Origin of the sequence: Polaribacter sejongensis (genome assembly GCF_038024065.1) — a bacterium.
GTDB lineage: Bacteria > Bacteroidota > Bacteroidia > Flavobacteriales > Flavobacteriaceae > Polaribacter > Polaribacter sejongensis.
Map to the genome: position 1 here is coordinate 163,385 of NZ_CP150667.1, position 21,622 is coordinate 185,006.

The following is a 21,622-nucleotide window of genomic DNA, read 5'->3' on the forward strand; positions in this document are numbered from 1 at the left end:
AATTAGTAATTAAAATCCGATTTCAAGTCCAAAAATCAATGCTGATGTAAAAGGGACCATACTTCCTTGTCTTGTTCCTTCACCAAACTCCGGATCTAATCCATCTTTTATATTAGAAATTGTAAACAAATCGTTACCAGTTATAGATAAACGAATTTTATCCATTCCAAATTTTTCTAACACGTCTTGTGGTAATCCATATCCAATAGATATTGCTTTGGCTCTTAAATATGCAGCCTTAATAACATTAACATCATTTAAATTTCCATAATTCCATGTTTTTCTAGATCCGTTAAGAAAAGCTGCAGGGTATTCGGCATTTTGATTATCTGGTGTCCAGGTTTTATCTGTAAAAATCGGGTTTTGATTGGTCCACCATTGCATAAATGGATAAGAAAGAGAACCTGTTCTAACAATATTTATGTCTGCAACTCCTTGAAAGAAAGCACTAAAATCGAAGTTTTTATAAGTGAATCCTAAATTAATACCAAAACTTTTATGAGGATTTGCATCGCCTACGTAAACTAAATCGTCTTCATTAATTATACCATCTTCATTAACATCTACACGGTTTACGGTTCCTGGTACTAAACGATCTGCACTTCTGTAATTAGGCAACTTTGTTTTGTTTTTCATGTCTGTTTGGTCTGAAGAATCTGTAAAACCATATTGGTTATAATAATCTAATACTTGACTCTCTGTAGATAATATACCATCTGTTTTATATGCATATATTGCATTTAATGGTTTTCCTTCTACAATACTATTTTTACCTAAACCAATGGTTGTTTTTCCTTCCATTTTGGTAACTTCACCTTCATTATCCCAAAAAGCAAGACCAACACGGTATGTAAAATCATCTCCAATACGATCTCTCCAGTTTAAAGATAATTCATAACCCTTAGTTTTAAAATTACCACTATTTGTTTTTGGAGCCGTAGCACCTATTATTTCTGGATATGTAATATTAACTAACATATCATCATTTTTACGAATAAAATACTCTGCACTACCTGATAATCTATTATCTAATAGCCCAAAATCTACAGCAATATTACTTGTAGATACACGCTCCCAAGTACGGTTTAAAGATGTCATTCCGCTAATATTAGAGGTTGATGTTAATTGTGGCGTATTACCAAACAATACAGTACCATTACCAATACTAGAATAATAATCGTAAGCACCAATACCTGTTACAGAACCTGTTTCTCCGTATGATGCACGTAATTTTAATAAGTTAATTTTACTATCATCCATAAATGACATTTCAGAGAATACAATACCTGTAGAGGCTCCAAAGAAGTTTTTCCATCTATAGTCTGGGTGTAAACGAGAAGAACCATCTCTACGACCTAACGCTTCTAATAAATAAGTTTCTTTGTAATTGTAATTTATTTTCCCTAAATAAGATACCAAACCAACTACATTACTTCCTCCACTATTTGTTTGTGTAGGAGTATCAAAAGCATTTAAATCATTTAGAGATGCATCAACTAAATTAGAACGAGACATAAAGTATTTATCTGTTTCTGACTGTTCTGCTGTATACCCTGCCATAACACCTAAATTATGATTTCCGAAAGAACGGTTGTAATTTATTTGAAAAGTATGGTTTTGAAATACGTAATCTGCCTCTGTTACCTCTAACTTAGAGTTAAATAATGTTGTTGGAGTACTTGTTTCGTTTCCTTCCCAATCGTACATTGTTACAGGTTTCCAAGTTTTATTTTTTCTACTTTGTGTCATTGCTATGTTTCCAAAGTAAGAGAAAGCTAATCCTTCTACGTATTTGTCTAAGTCTACCGAGATTTTACCTCCTAAACGAAATACATTAGTACGGTTTATTACACGACCACCTTCTTTTAGATATGCAAGAGGATTGTTTCCTCCAAAATTATCGTAAAATTGTCCGTCAGGATTATACAGTGGAAAAATATTCATGTCTTGAATTCCAAATCCAATACCTTGTGTAGGTGTGTCTATAGTACTACTATTATAAGAGATATTAAAATCTGTTTTTATAAAATCATTTACTTTGTATCCTACATTTGTTCTAAAGTTGTAACGTTTTTGTCCGTCGTATACAAATGCTATTGGAGAGCGTTCGTTTGCATACCCAAAAGATGTTCTGTAGGTTGCATTTTCATTACCTCCAGAAAGAGATAAATCATGTCTTTCTGTAATCGTTGTGCCATAAACAGCGTCAAACTGACTAGTATCAGAAAAGTAATGATCATTACCAAATACATAAAAAGAATCTGGAGCTGTTGGTAATGTTCCGTTAGACATCATCTGAAACTGTTCTTCTGTAAAAAATCTAAAACTTGTTGCTGCTGTTTGAGCATTTCCATCACCATCAACAAAATCAATAGCATCATTTGTTGCTGCTGCTAACCATGCATCTGCAAATTCACTCATATTTGCAACAGGGAATTCTTTAGGTAAATTTAATTGAGTTTCACCTTTATAAGTAATTCTCATTTTTCCTTGTTTCCCTTTTTTAGTAGTTACAAGTATAACTCCACCTGCAGCTTTAGTTCCAAATATTGCAGCAGATGCATCTTTTAATATAGAGTAAGTTTCTATATCATTTGCGTTAATTGCAGATAAGTCTCCTTGTGAAATTTCTACACCATCTAATAAAATAAGAGGACTAATGCTATTAACAGAAATGTCTCCACGAATGCTAATAGAAGTTCCTTCTACACCAGGACGAGTAGATGAACGTGTTACCACTAAACCAGGAACCTCACCTTGTAATGCTAATACAGCACTAGATGTTCCTTTCCCTTTTATAACTTCGTCACCTTTTACTTGTGCTACAGATCCTGTAAGTGTTGCTTTTTTCTGTGTACCAAAACCAACAATAACAATTTCATCTAATGTAGTAGAGTCGTATATAAGACTCACATTAATAGAGTTACTATTTCCAACAATAACTTCTTTAGTAACATAGCCTAAGTAAGAATAAACTAAAGTTGCATTTTCAGGAATACTAATAGTATAATTTCCATCAAAATCAGAAACTGTACCAGTAGTTGTTCCTTTTACTATAATAGTTACTCCAGGAAGAGGCATTTTGTCTTCTGCTCCTAAAATTTGACCCGTTATAGTTCTGTCTTGGTTGTTGTCAAAAGAAGAATAAGTTGGTGTGGCTGCGTGCAACTGTGTAAATGAACCACAAATCACAAAGCCCACTATCCAAAATAGACTTGCGAAAATTTTCAGATTAATCTGACATTGTCTTAGTTTAGTCATAAATTATTTTTTTAAGTTAATTAATTTGTATCGATTTTCTTTGTTATTAAATCGTTAAACAATGTTAAAAATTATTAGAGAAACAGATTGTAAATTAGTATTCAAAGGACATAAAATATCATCCATTTAATAAATTATACCCTGTTAAATCATTGATATGAGGTTATTATCTCTTTTTTTTGTTAATTATGTAATGGTAATAGTATTTTAACATAATATTATATATGAATGTGTAATCTTTATTTTTACATGTTCTTTTTAGGTCTTTGAAAAGAATGTAAATCTGATTTTTTAATTGTGTTGAAAATTTTAACTTATAGAAGATACAATCTAAAAAGTGTGTTTTACTTAATTAGTTTGTTGGTTTAATTTCAAAATTGAATAAAAATTACTTAGAGAATAAGAATTGTGGAGTTTAAAAAGCATTTAATTATTATATTTTAAGAGATGAATTGATAGTTGTTATTAATGTATGCTGTTAAAAATATAAATATACTTTTATTAAACGTTTTTAGAGAGTTTAAGTGTTAAAAAAAATGATGTTGATTTTAGATTTTAAAGACTAATAAAAGGATTATGCTTTATGTAGTTTGCATTATAAGTTATGCTAAGTTTTTGTTAATGATATTAATATTTTAAAGAAATAATTCTGTTTTTAAGTGTTTTTTTTATTCTGAAAATTATAGTTTTTATAAATTTATTTTTATTTAATAAAGTATTATATCAATTTTTTAAAATTTTAAATATATATTTACACTGTTGCATACCGGAACAGAACAGAATGATTTTAATGTAGTCTTTACACCAAATTTAAATTATTAAAAATGTCTTATAAGAAAATAACTTTTATTGTTTTATTTCTATTAATTATAGTTGGTAGTATTCAGTCTCAAAATAGTAATCCAAATATTTTAGTTTTTTCTAAAACGGCAGCTTTTCGCCATAAATCTATTCCAGCAGGTGTTACACTAATGACCGAGTTGGGGGCTAAAAATAATTGGAATGTTAGCTTTTCAGAAAATTCTAATGATTTTACTGATGAAAATTTAAAAAAATATAACGTGTTGGTATTCTTAAATACAACCGGAAATATTTTTAATGATCTGCAGCAAAAAGTATTTAAAAGATATATAGAAAAAGGTAATGGATTTGTAGGTATTCATGCTGCTTCCGATACGGAAAAAGAATGGGGTTGGTATAATGAAATGGTGGGAGCTACTTTTAAAGATCATCCAAAGGTGCAAAATGCAAGTTTGATGATTGACAAGTCTAGTAATCATCCTGCAGTTAATCACTTAAAAAAAGAAGAAGTTTTTAAAGACGAATGGTATAATTTTATAAACCCTGTTGCAAAATACGTTAATGTATTGGCTTCTTTAGACGAAAGTTCTTATCAAGGAAAAAGAATGCATACAAAAAGACATCCAATAACTTGGTTTCATAATTATGATGGAGGTAGAGTCTTTTATACAGGTTTAGGGCATACAAATGAATCTTATACAGATGTTCGGTTTATAAAAATGATTGAAGGAGGAATTCTTTGGGCAGCAGGTTTAAAACAAATAAAAAAGCCATCTAAAGAATAGTAACATATTTAAATAACAGCATAGAAAAACATGAATAAAAGTATAATTTCACTAACCATTAATCATGAAAGCGATATACCAAAATATCAGCAATTGGTAAATGCTATTAATGATGCTATTGGAGAAAATATATTACAAAAAGGAGATGCTTTACCTTCTGTAAACAAAATTTGCAAAATGAGTAAGCTCTCTAGAGATACCGTTTTTAAAGCGTATTCAATTTTAAAAGAAAATGGTGTTATAGAATCTGTACCTAATAAAGGATATTATGTAGCAAATGAAACTAAAAAAGTTTTATTACTCTTAGATACTTTTAAGGCTTATAAAGAAGTTTTGTACCATTCATTTGTTAATAATTTGCCAGATAATATTATTACAGATGTGCAGTTTCATCATTATAATATAGATAATTTTAAAACAATTTTAAACAATGCAGCCGGAAAATATTATAAGTATGTAGTTATGACTTTTAATAATGATGAGGTACCTTCTGTATTAGCAGACATTGATAATGATAAATTATTGTTGATAGATTGGAGCGTACATTCCAATACTAGTAATAATTATGTTTTTCAAGACTTTGGTAACTCTTTTTATGAAGCTTTAAAAGAAGCAGTAGATGTTTTTAGAAAGTATAAAGAACTGGTTTTTTTATATCCAACCTATACATATCACCCGATAGAAACGATTACTTATTTTAAAAAATATTGTGAATTATTTCAATTTAAATATCAAATAGTTACAGATCCTAATGCTTTCTCTCTCCAAAAAGATGCTGCGTATATAAGCACAAGCGATAGAATGTTAGGTGTTTTTTTAGAACAATGTAAAATCAAAAATTTAGAACCTGGGGTTGATGTAGGTTTTTTATCCTACAATGAAACACCAATGAAAAAATTTATTTATAAAGGAATATCAGTTATTTCAACAGATTTTAAAGAATTAGGAACCAAGGCTGCAGAGTTTGTATTACAAGAAAAACCAATGCAGTATTATGTTCCAACAAAATTAATAATAAGAGAATCATTATAAAATTATGTATTACTTAGGATTAGATATTGGAAGCTCTTCCATAAAAGCTGCATTAGTAGAAATTGCAACCGGTAAAAGCTTGGGAGTTGTACAAGAACCCAAAGAGGAAATGAGCATGTTTGCTCAGAAAAACGGTTGGGCAGAACAGAAACCAAACGATTGGTGGCTACATATTTGTAACGCCATTACAAGTTTGAAAAAGCAATATAACGTTAGCAGAACCCAAATAAAAGGAATTGGTATTTCTTATCAAATGCACGGTTTAGTGTTGGTAGATAAAAAAGGAGAACCACTTCGTAAAAGTATTATTTGGTGCGATAGTAGAGCGGTAGAGATTGGAAACAAGGCTTTTGCTGGAATTGGAACAGAAAAATGTGCTTCACATTTATTAAACTCACCAGCAAACTTTACAGCTTCAAAATTAAAATGGGTAAAAGAAAATGAGCCAGATATTTATAAGAAGATTTATAAATTTATGTTGCCAGGAGATTATGTGGCATATAAATTTTCAAACAAAATAAATACGACAATTTCAGGTTTATCAGAAGGTATCTTTTGGGATTTTAAGAACAATTCCGTAGCAGATTTCCTTTTAGAATATTACGGGATAGACAAATCTTTAGTACCAGATATTGTAGACACCTTCGGAATTCAATCTTTAGTGGATGAAAAAGGAGAGCAAGAAAGCGGTATTGCTGCCGGAACTCCAATTTATTACAGAGCCGGAGATCAACCAAATAATGCACTTTCTTTAAACGTATTTAATCCCGGAGAAGTTGCTGCAACTGGCGGAACATCTGGTGTTGTATATGCGGTTACAGATAATTTATCAGGAAAAGAAAGTACGCGCGTTAACAATTTTGCACACGTAAATTATTCATCAGAAAATAAAAGAATCGGTAAGCTTTTAAATATCAATGGAGCCGGAATTCAGTATCGTTGGTTGCTAAATAATTTGGATGTAAATTCTTATGAAGAGATGAATAATTTGGCTTCAGAAATTCCTGTTGGTTCAGACGGAGTTTGCTTAATTCCTTTTGGTAACGGAGCAGAACGCATGTTGAATAACAAAGAAATTGGTACACGTATCGTAAACATGAATCTAAATAATCATCACAAGGGACACATGTGTAGAGCGGCTTTAGAAGGTATTGCATTCTCTTTTGTATACGGAATAGAAATCTTAAAATCAGACGGAATTAAACTAAGTGTTATTAGAGCAGGAAACGATAATTTATTTCGTTCAGAAATTTTTGCAAATACGGTTGCTACTTTAATTCAACAAGAAATAGAAATTTACAACACCACGGGAGCTATTGGTGCGGCAAGAGCGGCAAACCTTCATACGGGAGATTTTGAGTCATTTAGCAAGGCAATTATGGACAATGATCACGTTATGACTTTTATGCCTTTTAAAGATCAAAAACCATATTTAGAAGCTTATCAAAATTGGAAAAAAGAGTTAGAACTCGTTTTAAATAATCAATAAAAAAAGAAGTTTTTGGGCGTTCCTAAAAAGGTCGGGCTTTTCGTTTCAATCTTTTTATTCGTACCTCATAAAAAGGATTTCCACTGCAATCCCTAACGCGAATGCAGTACATAAAATAACAATTACACGATTAAACAAATAAACACTTAAACAACATACAAATGGCAAATAAAGAATATTTTAAAGGCATCAAAAAAATTCAATTCGAAGGCAAAGAATCAGACAATCCGTTAGCGTTTAAATACTACAATCCAGAGCAAGTGGTTGCAGGAAAAAAAATGAAAGATTGGTTTAAATTTTCAATAGCCTATTGGCATACATTCTGCGGACAAGGAGGAGATCCTTTTGGACCAGGAACACAAAATTTTGCTTGGGATCAATCTTCAGACGCTATTCAAGCAGCAAAAGACAAAGCAGATGCTGCATTTGAATTCATCAACAAAATGGGGTTTGATTATTTCTGTTTTCATGATTATGATTTAGTACAAGAAGGCGCAACATTTGCAGAATCAGAAAAAAGATTAGAGATCATTACAGATTACATTAAAGGAAAACAAGCAGAAAGCGGTGTAAAATTATTATGGGGAACAGCAAACTGTTTTTCTAATCCACGTTACATGAACGGAGCTGCTACAAATCCAGATTTTGATGTAGTTGCAAGAGCAGGTGGTCAAGTAAAATTGGCTTTAGATGCTACTATTAAATTAGGCGGAGAAAACTACGTGTTTTGGGGAGGAAGAGAAGGTTATATGTCTTTATTAAATACAGATATGGGACGTGAATTAGACCACATGGGCCAATTTTTAACCATGGCAAGAGACTATGCAAGAGCGCAAGGGTTTAAAGGAACCTTCTTTATTGAGCCTAAACCAATGGAACCAATGAAACACCAATATGATTTTGATTCGGCTACAGCTATCGGATTCTTAAAAGAATACGGTTTAGATAAAGATTTTAAAATAAACATTGAGGTAAACCATGCAACTCTAGCACAACATACCATGCAACACGAATTGGCTGTTGCAGCTAAAGCAGGAATGTTAGGTAGTATTGATGCAAATAGAGGAGATTACCAAAACGGTTGGGATACAGATCAGTTTCCAAATAACATTCAAGAAACTACAGAAGCGATGTTAGTATTTCTACAAGCAGGTGGTTTACAAGGGGGGGGAGTTAATTTTGATGCAAAAATCAGAAGAAACTCTACAGATTTAGAAGATGTTTTTCATGCGCATGTTGGTGGAGCAGATACGTTTGCTAGAGCGTTACTTACGGCAGATAAAATTTTACAATCATCTTCATATAATTCATTAAGAGAAAAAAGATACAGTTCTTTTGATGGAGGAAAAGGAAAAGATTTTGAAGGTGGTAAATTAGAACTTACAGACTTGTACAAAATTGCGCAAGAAAATGGCGAATTAAGTTTACAAAGCGGTAAACAAGAGTTATTCGAAAACATTATTAATCAATATATATAAAGAGAAAAGACCTTTTAGATTTAAAAATCTAAGAGGTTTTTTTATATACATATTATTTTAAACTACACTTTAGCAGAAGTGGTAGAAACAATTAACTAAAACATATTATGGCAAATTCAACAAATTCAGGATACCTTATAAAACTAACCTTAGTGGCAACTTTGGGAGGTTTATTATTTGGGTATGACACCGGTGTAATTTCTGGAACAGTAGGTTCTTTAGATAGTTTTTTTGTAATCCCCAAAGGGATGTCAGAAACAGCCGCAAGTGCTTTTAAAGGATTTTTAGTTTCAAGTGCATTAATAGGCTGTATTATTGGTGGTCTGTTTGGAGGAGTTATCAGTAAAAAATTAGGAAGAAAAAAAGGGTTGATTTTAGCAGCTGTTTTGTTTTTAATATCCGCATTAGGTTCTGCAATGCCAGAAATGTTTATAGCGCCTATTGGTGAATTAGATCATACGTTTTCAACCGTTTTTATTGTGTATAGAATTATTGGAGGCATTGGAGTAGGTTTAGCATCTATGTTGTCTCCGTTATACATAGCGGAAATTGCACCCGCAGGTAGTAGAGGTAAATTAGTGTCATTTAATCAACTAGCTATTGTTGGTGGTTTTATGGTGGTTTATTTTGTAAACTACTTTATTTCAAGAGGTGGAGGTTCTGATGCATGGCTAAATGAAATTGGATGGAGATGGATGTTTGCATCAGAAGTAATTCCTGCAGGTTTATTTTTAGGGCTTTTATTCTTTGTACCAGACACACCACGTTCTTTAGTGTTGCGTAACAAACCAGAAGAAGCGTTAGAGGTATTAGTAAAAGTAAATGGAGAAAAAGAGGGGGTTAAAATTTTAGCAGAGATACAAGATTCGATGAATGATACATCATCAGGAAGCTTGTTGTCTTTTGGATGGTTAGTTATTATAATAGGAGTTTTGTTATCTATATTTCAACAATTTGTAGGTATTAATGTCGTGTTGTACTACGCTCCAGAAATTTTTAAAACTATTTCAACGGGTACAGATAGTGCGTTATTAATGACCATTATAGTAGGTGTTGTAAACTTCTTATTTACCATTGTAGCGGTAAAAACTGTAGATAAATACGGTAGAAAACCACTAATGATTATTGGAGCTTTAGGTATGGCGATAGCCATGTTATCATTAGGTTTTGTTTTTTATTCAGGTGCAACTGGTTATTTAGCATTGTTTTGTATGATGTTGTATGTAGCAAGTTTTGCAATGAGTTGGGGACCGGTTACTTGGGTGTTATTAGCAGAAATTTTTCCAAATAAAATTAGAGGAAAAGCTTTAGCAATAGCAGTTGCTGCGCAATGGGTTTCTAACTATTTAGTGTCTTTAACTTTCCCAATGATGAATGATAATTCTTATTTAACAGGTTTATTCAATCATGGATTTGCATATTGGGTGTATGGTATCATGAGTATTTTAGCGATGTTATTTATCATGAAATACATTCCGGAAACAAAAGGAAAAACTTTAGAGGAAATGGAAAAACTTTGGAAAAAATAACCTTAAAAATTAAATTATAAAACAGGAATAAGCTTCGTTGAAGCTACAGTTTTTAAACGAAGTTTATTATAAGAAATAAACATAAACAATAAAATAGACCAACAATCAGCAGATAATATTAGAGCATTATGTGTTGCCATAGTAGAAAAAGAAAATTCAGGACATCCAGCAGGTCATACGGAAGGTGCAGATTTTATGCACATCTTATATTCAGAATTCTTTAATTTTGACCCTTTGGATATCAAGAAGCTTTAGCAGCAGAAAAAGGAGGTTATTTGGTAAAAGAAGTAGTAAATCCTGATGTAGTATTAATTGCCAATGGTTCTGAAGTAGCAACATTAGTAGCTGCTGCAGAAATTTCAGAAACTGAAAATGGTTTAAAAGTAAATATTGCTTCTGTAATTTCTGAAGGAGTATTTAGGTTACAATCTAAAGAATATCAGCAAAGCGTTATTCCTAAAAACAAACCATTATTCGGCTTAACAGCAGACTTACTAGTAAACTTAGAAGGTTCGGATTAGATCATTTTGGGTATTCTGCACTAGCAAACATCTTAGATGATATTTCTACAGATGGGTTAAATTTAATATCAGAAATGAGATTAATTTATGATAATTACGGATTTAAATCTAAAATTTTGGCAGCATCTGTATGTAATACAATGCATGTTATTAACTGTGCTAAATTAGGTTCTGATGTAATGACAGGACCTTTATCATCTATTACAGGACTGTTAAAACATCCTTTAACAGATAGTGGATTGGCACAATTTTTAGAAGATTATAAGAAGGGGAATTAGTAGTGTTAAGTTGCACTGTTTTTAATGCTATAAAAGCAGTGTAACCTTTTTTATCTTTTTAAATAAAGATTCTTTTGTGGTAAGTTATTCTTTGGCTTTTACAAATTGTATATTTTTCTTTATTTATTATTAATTCACAATCATATCTATTTTTTTTTTGTTTTTGTCATTCTTACTTTCTCTACAATATATAAGTACAAAATTGATCTTGTTATTAATTGTTTCATTCATAATTAAAGTAAATAAGCTACTATTATTAGTAACTAAATTTTTTGAAATTAATTTTCTATTATAAAAGGTTTCAAAAAGTGAGGTATTATGACAGTTTTATCTTTTTTTAATAATTTGATTATCAGATATAATTTATAACCTTAAAATTGATTTTTTTTAAGTCTTATTATTTATAAGAATTAATAATACCTCTATAGACATTAGGATTACAGCTATAGATTTATTTGGGTTTTTTCTTGACTTATTTCTAATAAAGGCAGTTTCACCCTTTAAAATGGGTGATAAGTAGATAAAAGGATGATGTTTTATAGCCTTTGAGTTATAAGTTATGTTCATTATTTAGTATTGTTATTATAATTGTAACCAGTATAATTGGGGTTGAATGTTTTTTTTCAACTCATAGTTTTAAAAAAAAAATCAATTAAAAAACAAATTAGATGATAATCAAAAAAACATTAATGCTTTTAGCGGTGTTACTTATAGTAATATCATGCAATTCAACGAAAGAGAAAGAGACTGTAATACAATTAGATGCATTTAATACAAAAGAGGTATTAGATATCACCACCTTAAAGGCTAAAGAAGTTGCCTCAAAACTGGTGAGTGCAGACAGTTTTCCTAGAAATATAGACAAGGGAAATAAAAATTGGAATTTTGTAGATGTAAAAGATTGGTGTAGTGGTTTTTACCCTGGAGCTTTATGGTTTGCTTATGAATACGCTAAAGATGAAGAAATAAAGAAACAGGCAGAAAGATTTACATTACCTATTAAAGAAATAGCATATACAAAGGCAGATAATCATGATATAGGATTTATGGTGTATTGTAGTTACGGTAATGGTTATAGATTAACGGGTAATGAAGCGTATAAAGAAGTTTTATTGGCAGCTGCAGATACTTTAGCTACTTTATATAACCCTAAAGTTGGTACTATTTTATCTTGGCCAAGTCAAATGCATAAATTCAAATACAATACTATTATAGATAATATGATGAATTTAGAGTTGCTTTTTTGGGCAGCTAAAAATGGAGGGAGTAAAGATTTATATGACATTGCTAAAAGTCATGCAGAAGTAACCATGAAACATATTGTGCGTAAAGACAATGCTGTTTATCATGTTGGTTCTTTTGATGAAAATACAGGAGAATTTTTAAGAGGATACACGCACCAAGGTTATGCAGATGAATCTATGTGGGCAAGAGGACAAACTTGGGGTATTTATGGTTTTTCTATGGCATATAGAGAAACAGGAGAGCAAGCATTTTTAGATACAGCAATTAAATTATCTGATCATTATATGGAACGTTTACCAGAAGATAAAATACCTTATTGGGATTTTGATGATCCAAAAATACCAAATGCACCTAAAGATGCTTCTGCTGCAGGAGTTGCTGCTGCTGGTATGTTAGAGTTGTCTACGTTGGTTAAAGATGAAAAATTAAAAGCAAAGTATTATAATGCAGCAGTGAGTTATATTAAAGAACTTTCTAGCGATAAATATTTAAGTGGAGATACAAACCAAGCTTTATTATTACATTCAACAGGTCATTTACCTCATAAATCAGAAATAGATGTACCAATTGTTTATGCAGATTATTATTATATGGAAGCGTTAGTGCGTTTAAATAAAATGCAAGAAGCTGCTTCTTTAAAAAAATAAATTAAAAAAGGATTTCTGTCTTAAAAACCATTTAAAAATGAAATATTTTCTTCTTTTATTTATCGGATGTATTATGTCTACCAAGGCACAGAATGTCATTTTTGATAATTTAAAAGAAGCCCCAATTAATGGAGGTTTAGAAATGGAAAATTATTGGGTTTGGGGAAGTTCGGTAATAAAAGGAGATGATGGCATTTATCATATGTACGCATCTCGTTGGCCAAAAATGTTACCATTTCACCCAGGTTGGATGATTCAATCTGAAATTGTGCATGCAACTTCTAAAACACCAGAAGGACCTTATCAATTTAAAGATGTTGCTTTAGGAGAAAGAGGTGCACAATATTGGGACGGGAAATCTTGCCACAATCCAAAAATTGTAAAATATAAAGACACCTATATTTTATACTATATGGGATCTACACATCCTTTTGAAGATGTTAATAAAGAAAATTTAAAAGACTTTAAATTAGGTAGTAAATGGAGTGTTGCTGCAAGATGGAGCAAACGCATTGGTATAGCAACTTCTAAAAATCCTTACGGACCTTGGGAGCGAAAAGAAACACCAATTTTAGATGTAAAACCGAATTCGTATTACAGTTATTTAACATCCAATCCATCACCATTAATAAAAAAAGATGGGTCTGTAGTTTTATTATTTAAAGGAAGAAGTTATAAAGAAGATGGAATAGCACAAAGTGATATGAGTATTGGTGTTGCTACAGCACCTCATTTTGATGGTAGATATACTGTTGTTAGTGATGAACCATTATTTTCAATGGAAAAATTTGGAGAAGTTGAAGATCCTCATTTATGGAGTGATGATAAAGGATATCATATGATTGCAAAAGACCAAAGAGGATTATTAACAGGAGGAAAAGGTGATGGTCTTTTAGCACATTCTAAAGACGGAATTAATTGGGTTATTGATGATAAGCCAAAAGCATATACGAAAACGATACAGTGGAATAATGGAAAAATAATTAAACAAGGACAATTAGAACGCCCTTTTGTTTTAGTTCAAGATGGAGAACCAACACATATCTTTTTTGCAACAATGAATGGTCCTGGAGGATTTGGCAACGGAACAAAAACTTGGAATATGGTTATTCCATTAAAGTAGTATTAAAAAGAACAAACTAAAATAACATATAAAATGAACAAAAAAATATTATTATGGTCTATTACCGCAGCTTTAGCTGGGTTTTTATTTGGATTTGATGTAGTTGTTATTTCTGGAGCAGATCAAAAATTGCAAGCTTTATGGGGATCTTCAGATTCTTTTCATGGTTCTGTTGTTATGGGAATGGCGTTATGGGGAACCGTACTTGGAGCTATTTTTGGAGGCATACCTACAAACAAATTTGGAAGAAAAAATACACTTCTAGCAATTGGAGTCTTGTTTGCTGTTTCGGCAATAGGTTCTGCTTTAGCAAACGATCCTTATATATTTGCTTTTGCTCGTTTTATTGGAGGAATTGGAGTAGGAGCTTCAACCATTGCAGCACCAGCTTATATTTCAGAAATTGCACCGGCAAAAGATAGAGGTCGTTTGGTTGCTATGTATCAATTTAATATTGTTTTCGGTATTATGATAGCGTATTTATCGAACTATTTATTAAGTGATATTGGCGAAAATGCTTGGAGATGGATGTTAGGTGTAGAGGCAATTCCTGCTATATTATATATGTTATTTGCGTTAAAATTACCTAAAAGCCCTAGATGGTTATTATCACAAGGAAAAGAAACAGAAGCTAGAGAAATCTTAAAATTTATAGATGAAAATGCAGATGTTGAAAAAGAAATTAGCGATTTTAATTCTCACAATGAAAAAAGTGATAAAACAGAAACCATATTTCTTAAAAAATATAGATTTCCATTAATCTTGGTTTTTTTAATAGCATTTTTTAATCAGTTTTCTGGAATTAATGCCGTTTTATATTATGCGCCACGTATTTTTGAAGCAGCAGGTTTAGAAGAAAGTTCAGCTTTATTAAATAGTATTGGTTTAGGAGTTACCAATCTTGTATTTACATTATTAGGTGTGTTTTTAATTGATAAATTAGGGAGAAAAACCTTAATGTATGTTGGGTCTGCTGCGTATATTATTTCATTAAGTCTTTTATCTGCAGCGTTCTTTTTAGAGTGGACAGGTATGGCAGTTCCTTTGTTCTTATTCTTATTTATTGGTGCACATGCTATTGGGCAAGGAACCGTAATTTGGGTATTTATATCAGAAATTTTCCCGAATCATTTAAGAGCTTCAGGGCAATCTTTTGGTAGTTCTACACACTGGATTTTAGCAGCACTTATTCCATCATTATTTCCTTTTATGTTAAAAGCAATTGGAGGTGGAATGGTATTCTTAGTTTTTGCAGGAATGATGGTTTTACAATTGCTATTTGTAGCTTTTATGATGCCAGAAACAAAAGGAAAAACATTAGAAGAATTAGAGGATATTATTTTAAAGAAATAGTAAAAATAAACTTTTATAACATGAAAAATATATTCGGATTTATACTTTTTTGTTGCTGTTCACTTCAGCTTTTTGCAGCTAAAGTAGATACTTTAAATGTGTATAGTAAATCGATGAATAAGCATATAAAAAATGTAGTAATCACTCCAGATTCATATTCAAAAAAAGGAAAAGCATATTCTGTTGTTTATTTATTGCATGGAGCTGGTGGAGATTATAAAGCGTGGTTAAAAAAAGCACCAGAATTAAAAAAATATGCAGATTTATATAATATAATTATCGTTTGTCCGGACGGAAACAAAACAAGTTGGTATTTTAATAGTCCTATTGATAAAACTATGCAATATGAAACCTATATTTCAGAAGAATTAGTTACCGAAGTAGACAAATCGTTCAATACAATTATCAACAAAAATAATAGAGCAATTTCTGGTTATTCTATGGGAGGTCATGGAGCTTTGTATTTAGCTTTTAAACATCAAGATATTTGGGGAGCAACTGCAAGTATGAGTGGTGGTGTAGATATTAGACCGTTTCCTTTAGGATGGGATCTTTCAAAAAGATTGGGTGTTTATGCTGATAATAAACAAACTTGGGAAAATAATACGGTAATAAATATGGTGTATTTATTAGATAAAACCAGTTTAAAAATTCTTTTTGATTGTGGTGTAGATGATTTTTTTTATGATGCTAATGTAAGACTTCATAAAAAGTTATTACAAAGAAATATTCCGCATGATTATATAGAAAGACCTGGTGGACATACCAACAAATATTGGAGTAATTCTATAAAATATCAACTATTATTTTTCAACGATTTCTTTAATAATTAAATAAAGATGATGAACAAATTAAAATATGTATTACTCATTATTCTTGTAATAAGTATTTCTTGTAAATCAAAACAAACATCAAAATCTGTTGATAAAATTACTATAAAGGAAAGCGTAAAACAACCAAATATTATTGTGCTTTTATGTGATGATTTAGGGTATGGAGATTTGGGCTCTTTTGGGCATCCTATTATTAAAACAGAGAATTTAGATAAATTAGCTTCATCCGGAATTAAATTGACTAATTTTTATTCGGCCGCACCAGTTTGTTCCCCTTCTAGAGTTGGTTTGTTAACAGGTAGAAGCCCTAATAGAGCAGGTGTTTACGACTTTATTCCTGGTCATAAAAAAAGTGAAGATAATAGAGATTTAGTACATCTTCAGGCTCATGAAGAAACAATTCCTGCAATGTTAAAATCAGTAGGATATGAAACTTGCTTGGTAGGTAAATGGCATTGTAGTTCTCAATTTAATTCTGATAAACAACCGCAACCAAACGATTTTGGTTTCGATCATTGGATGGCTACACACAACAATGCTTCACCAAGTCATAAAAACCCAAAAAATTTTATTAGAAATGGAGTAGCAGTAGGAGAAATGGAAGGTTTTAGTAGTCAGATTGTAGTAACAGAAGCGATTGATTGGTTAAATAAAAAAGACACAGATAAACCATTCTTTTTAGAAGTTGCTTTTCATGAACCACATGAGTCTATTGCATCTCCAGAAGATTTGGTTCAAAAATATTTACCGCAATCAAAAAATAGAGAACAAGCAGAATATTTTGCCAATGTAGAAAATATGGATATTGCTGTTGGACGATTAATTGAATATATCGAAAAAAATTATGGAGAGAGCACTTTAATCGTTTTTAGTTCAGATAATGGTCCTGAAACATTAAATAGAACCCCAAAATCTATACATTCTTACGGTTCTCCTGGAGAATTAAAAGGAATGAAATTATGGACAAACGAAGCTGGTTTTAGAGTACCCGGAATTGTAAAATGGATTGGAAAAGAAACTTATACAGGTACATTTGATAAAGTAGTTTCTGCACTCGATTTTTTACCAACATTTGCAGAGTTATCAGGCGCAAAATTACCAAATAGAAAATTAGATGGAGAATCTTTTAACTCACTTTTAAATACAGGTGATTTTGATAGAACAACCCCTTTAATTTGGGCTTTTTACGATGCTTTAAATGAAAGAAGAGTTGCCATGAGAATGGGAGATTGGAAAATTATGGGGCGTTTAGAAGTTGATGATAAAACATTACCAAATATTCATAATTTATATGATGGTAACGAAGCGTTTGTAAAAAGTGCTAAACTAACAGATTTTCAATTATTTAATATGAAGGAAGATCAAAAAGAATTACAAGACTTGTCTTTAAAAGAATTAGAAGTTTTTAATGAAATTAAAAAAGAATTCGAAATTCAATATAAAGAATTATTAGATGGAAGTCATGTTTGGGTGCGTGAAAATTGATATTTACTCTTTAATTATATCAAATATATAGAACTGGTGTTAAATGTTAAAAAAAATAAGATTATATGAATAATTTATCAATTAAGTATGTAATTGTTTTAATTTTCTTGTTATTATTTAACTGTAACAAGCCAAAATTTATAGAATTAAGGTCTCCAGATGAAACTAAAAAAATCACTTTTTTAGAGAATAAGAAAAATAACGAACTTTCGTTTTCTATAAAATACGAAAATAAAGAAGTAGTATTACCCTCTGTTTTAGAGCTTGTTTCTGAAGAAATAGATTTTTCAGGAGAAGTGTCCGTTTTAAATATAGAAGAGTCTACAGTAGAAAACGAATGGAACTCTAATTTTAGTGAATTAAGTATTATTCCAGATAATTACAATCAAGTTAAAATATATTTAAAATTAGGTGATAGTTACCTTAATATTATAGGGAGAGCTTATAACGAAGGAATTGCTTTTGCTTATGAAATTCCGAATCAACAAAATATTACAGAAATAAGTTTAGGAGAAAAAATTCATTATAACTTTAATGAAAACCATCAGCTTTGGTCAACTCCTAAAAGAGGTCCAGGTGTTTTAACGGCACAAGGAGAATATAAAAGAATTCCTTTAACTGAGTTAGAAGTAGGTTCCGAAAGACCTTTAGTTATCGAAATAAATGATAGTTTAATGATTGCTTTGGCAGAAGCAAAACTAGTGGATTATGCAAGATTGAGTTTTGATAAAGGGACTTCTTCTAAATACAGTATTTTATCAACATTAGATGGTAAAATGAATGATCAAAAACAAGATACTATTACAGGTGCTATTTTAGCAGAAAGAGAAACTGGTTTAAACATTTATAAAAAACTGCCTTTTCAATCTCCTTGGAGAGTAGTAATGATGGGGGAAAATGAAGGTGAACTTTTAGAAAATAATTACATAATTCAAAACCTAAACGATCCATCTAAAATTGCTGACGAATCTTGGATTAAACCAGGAAAAGTTTTAAGAGAAACTACATTAACAACCCAAGGAGCTTTTGCCGCTATAGATTTTGTCGCTTCACACAATATGCAATATATTATGTTTGATGCAGGCTGGTATGGAGATGAAATGAAAAATAGTTCGGATGCCACTACTGTTACTTTAGATTTAAAAAGATCAAAAGGTCCCTTAGATATGAAAGCGGTTACTACTTATGGAAAAGAGAATGGAATAGGACTTATTTTATACGTAAACCGTAGATCTTTAGAAAAACAATTGGACGAATTACTGCCTTTATTTAAAGAATGGGGCGTAGCAGGAATTAAATTTGGTTTTGTACGTGTTGGAGATCAAGACGCAACTACATGGATGCATGAGGCTATAAAAAAAGCAGCCAAGTACGGTCTAATTGTAGATGTACATGATGAATATAGGCCAACAGGATTTTCAAGAACGTATCCTAATCTTTTAACTCAAGAAGGTATTCGTGGAGACGAGGAAACAGTACCAAATGAACATACTTTAATTAGCATGTTTACACGAAATCTTGCAGGTGCCTCAGATAATACGGTTTGTTATTACAGTAGTAGAGTTGATAAAATGGGATCTAGAGCTTCTCAATTAGCAAAAACAGTTTGTATTTTTAGTCCACTACAATTTTTATATTGGTATGATAAACCAGCGGCTTCACCAGAAAAATTAGATGGTTTATGGGGCGATACGCGTCATATAGGAAACGAACCTGAATTAGAGTTTTTTAATGCAGTACCTACCACTTGGGATCAAACCAAAGTGTTAGAGGTCGAAATAACTAAAATAGGAATTATAGCTCGTAGAAAAGGAAATGATTGGTTTGTTGGAGGAATCAATGGAAATACAGAACGTAAGGTTGCTTTAGATTTTTCTTTTTTAACGGATCATCAAACATATAAAGCAAAAGTATATACCGATGATGAAACGGTAAAAACGAGAACACATGTTAAAATAGAGGAAATTGAAATAAATAATACCTCAAAATTAAATTTAACCATAAAAAAGAATAATGGTTTTGTAATTCATATTGTAAAAATATAAACACCATAAAATATTAAAATGAGAAATAGAATTATTTTTTTTAAAAAAATATCACTTTTGCTTTTTATAGGTATGGTGATATCCTGTAAAACAGAGCAAAAAATAGAGAAAAAAAAGTTACCACAAAAACGACCAAATATCATTTTTATGATGTCTGATGATCATGCATATCAGGCAATAAGTGCATATAGTAATCATTTAATTGAAACTCCAAATATAGATCGTATTGCAAATGAGGGTGTAAAGTTTACCAATGCTTGTGTGTCTAATTCTATTTGTGCGCCATCAAGAGCAACTATTTTAACAGGAAAACATACACATATTCATGGTAAGGTAGATAATGTTTTTCCGTTTGATGAATCTCAAATGACGTTTCCACAATTGATGCAAAAGGCAGGCTATCAAACAGCAATGTTTGGTAAGTTACACTTCGGTAATAATCCAAAGGGAATAGACGAATTTAAAATCCTTCCGGGTCAAGGTCAATATTACAATCCAGATTTTAACACCAACGATGGTAGAATTACAGTTGAAGGTTATGTAACCGATATCATTATGGATATGACCCTAAATTGGTTAAAAAATGACAGAAAAGAAGACAAACCTTTTATGTTGTTTTCTATGCAAAAAGCACCACATAGAGAGTGGTTGCCAGCTCCTCGTCATTTTAAAGAATACACAAAAAAAACATTTGTAGAACCAGCAACGTTGTTTGATGATTACAAAGGAAGAGGAACTGCTGCTAAAACAGCAGAAATGAACCTTTTAACACATATGAATTGGGCAGGAGATTCTAAATTGTATCCAGAAATGATGGCAGAATTAGGCATAAAAGATATGTCTGGTTGGGATTTAGAAGCTTTTGAGCGTGAAGTTGGTAGAATGAACAAAGAACAAAGAGCTGTTTGGGATTCGGTTTATAGACCAATGATGGAAGACTTTAAAAAGAAATATCCTTCTATGAATAAAACCGAATTAATGAAATGGCGTTACCAACGTTATATGCAAGATTATTTAGGTTGTATTGCTTCGGTTGATGAAAATGTAGGACGTTTATTAGATTATTTAGAAGAAACCAAGTTAGATGAAAATACCATTATTATATACACATCAGATCAAGGATTTTACTTGGGAGAGCACGGTTGGTTCGATAAACGTTTTGTGTATGATGAATCTTTTAAAACACCCTTATTAATAAAGTGGCCAAACGTAATAAAGCCAGGAACTACAAATACAGAAATGGTGCAGAATTTAGATTTTGCCCAAACTATTTTGGAGGCAGCGCATATTGTGCCACCTTCAGACATGCAAGGGGAAAGTTTAATTCCGTTATTATTAGGTAATAATGAAGAATGGACAAGAGATGCCGTGTATTATCATTACTACGAATATCCAGGAATTCACATGGTAAAAAGACATTATGCTATTATTACGCAAGAGTATAAATTGGCTCATTTTTATTATGATGTAGATGAATGGGAGTTGTATGATCGTAAAAATGATGTAAACGAAATGAATAACGTTATTAATGATCCTGCGTATGCAGAGGTTGTGATAAAACTGAAAAAACAATTAGTAGAATTACGTAAAGAATATGGAGATAGTTCAGAATTAGATCAAGAAATATTAAGAAAATATTTAGAAGCAAAGAACAATCCAGATATAGAAACAGTTCCGCTTCATTAAAAAGTAATTAAAAATAATAGTCATAAAATAG

Annotated in this window: 15 protein-coding genes and 1 pseudogene; 15 read left to right on the plus strand and 1 reads right to left on the minus strand. The window is 31.1% G+C overall.

All coding sequences use genetic code 11. From position 1 onward, the window contains the following. Positions 1–9: 9 nt before the first annotated feature. Positions 10–3,261, minus strand: a complete 3,252-nt coding sequence (locus WHD08_RS00610) for a SusC/RagA family TonB-linked outer membrane protein (protein ID WP_208889647.1) — start codon at positions 3,259–3,261, stop codon at positions 10–12. A gap of 824 nt (positions 3,262–4,085) precedes the next feature. On the opposite strand from WHD08_RS00610, the gene WHD08_RS00615 reads away from it, so the two are divergent. From WHD08_RS00615 to WHD08_RS00680, 15 genes and pseudogenes are all read left to right on the plus strand, one after another. Then, complete coding sequence (locus tag WHD08_RS00615; RefSeq protein ID WP_208889646.1) at positions 4,086–4,847, plus strand: ThuA domain-containing protein; 762 nt, start codon at positions 4,086–4,088, stop codon at positions 4,845–4,847. Positions 4,848–4,877: 30 nt separating this feature from the next. Then, positions 4,878–5,879, plus strand: coding sequence for a GntR family transcriptional regulator (locus WHD08_RS00620; protein WP_165730734.1), 1,002 nt, complete (start codon positions 4,878–4,880; stop codon positions 5,877–5,879). A gap of 4 nt (positions 5,880–5,883) precedes the next feature. Continuing rightward, on the plus strand, positions 5,884–7,368 hold the full coding sequence (locus WHD08_RS00625; RefSeq protein WP_208889645.1) for a xylulokinase: 1,485 nt from the start codon (positions 5,884–5,886) through the stop codon (positions 7,366–7,368). Between the two features lie 161 nt (positions 7,369–7,529). Then, complete coding sequence (gene xylA / locus WHD08_RS00630; RefSeq protein WP_208889644.1) at positions 7,530–8,846, plus strand: xylose isomerase; 1,317 nt, start codon at positions 7,530–7,532, stop codon at positions 8,844–8,846. Positions 8,847–8,953: 107 nt separating this feature from the next. Continuing rightward, positions 8,954–10,375 (plus strand): D-xylose transporter XylE, encoded by a 1,422-nt coding sequence (gene xylE, locus WHD08_RS00635; protein ID WP_208889643.1) that lies wholly within the window; start codon positions 8,954–8,956, stop codon positions 10,373–10,375. A gap of 138 nt (positions 10,376–10,513) precedes the next feature. Further along, positions 10,514–10,630, plus strand: coding sequence for a hypothetical protein (locus WHD08_RS18615; protein WP_422894398.1), 117 nt, complete (start codon positions 10,514–10,516; stop codon positions 10,628–10,630). Positions 10,631–10,650: 20 nt separating this feature from the next. Next, positions 10,651–10,896: a transketolase-like TK C-terminal-containing protein gene (locus tag WHD08_RS00640; RefSeq protein ID WP_208889642.1), complete on the plus strand. Its 246-nt coding sequence runs from the start codon at positions 10,651–10,653 to the stop codon at positions 10,894–10,896. 32 nt (positions 10,897–10,928) lie between these two features. Next, positions 10,929–11,174 (plus strand): annotated as a pseudogene (locus WHD08_RS00645) (transaldolase family protein); the annotation flags it as partial. A 668-nt stretch (positions 11,175–11,842) separates the two neighbouring features. After that, positions 11,843–13,066 (plus strand): glycoside hydrolase family 88 protein, encoded by a 1,224-nt coding sequence (locus WHD08_RS00650; protein WP_208889641.1) that lies wholly within the window; start codon positions 11,843–11,845, stop codon positions 13,064–13,066. A 37-nt stretch (positions 13,067–13,103) separates the two neighbouring features. Next, entirely contained in the window at positions 13,104–14,189 is a 1,086-nt protein-coding gene (locus WHD08_RS00655; RefSeq protein ID WP_208889640.1) for a glycoside hydrolase family protein, read from the plus strand. A gap of 33 nt (positions 14,190–14,222) precedes the next feature. Further along, the gene (locus WHD08_RS00660; protein ID WP_208889639.1) at positions 14,223–15,542 is read left to right on the plus strand and encodes a sugar porter family MFS transporter; all 1,320 of its coding nucleotides are present in this window, start codon (positions 14,223–14,225) and stop codon (positions 15,540–15,542) included. Between the two features lie 20 nt (positions 15,543–15,562). Then, positions 15,563–16,375 carry an alpha/beta hydrolase gene (locus WHD08_RS00665; RefSeq protein WP_208889638.1) on the plus strand — a complete coding sequence of 271 codons (813 nt, stop codon included), beginning with the start codon at positions 15,563–15,565 and terminating at the stop codon, positions 16,373–16,375. Between the two features lie 6 nt (positions 16,376–16,381). Then, the gene (locus WHD08_RS00670) at positions 16,382–17,860 is read left to right on the plus strand and encodes a sulfatase-like hydrolase/transferase (protein WP_208889637.1); all 1,479 of its coding nucleotides are present in this window, start codon (positions 16,382–16,384) and stop codon (positions 17,858–17,860) included. Between the two features lie 65 nt (positions 17,861–17,925). Further along, the gene (locus WHD08_RS00675; RefSeq protein WP_208889636.1) at positions 17,926–19,905 is read left to right on the plus strand and encodes a glycoside hydrolase family 97 protein; all 1,980 of its coding nucleotides are present in this window, start codon (positions 17,926–17,928) and stop codon (positions 19,903–19,905) included. An 18-nt stretch (positions 19,906–19,923) separates the two neighbouring features. After that, a complete protein-coding gene (locus WHD08_RS00680; protein ID WP_208889635.1) occupies positions 19,924–21,591 on the plus strand; it encodes a sulfatase family protein in 1,668 nt (555 codons plus the stop codon). Positions 21,592–21,622: the final 31 nt, after the last annotated feature.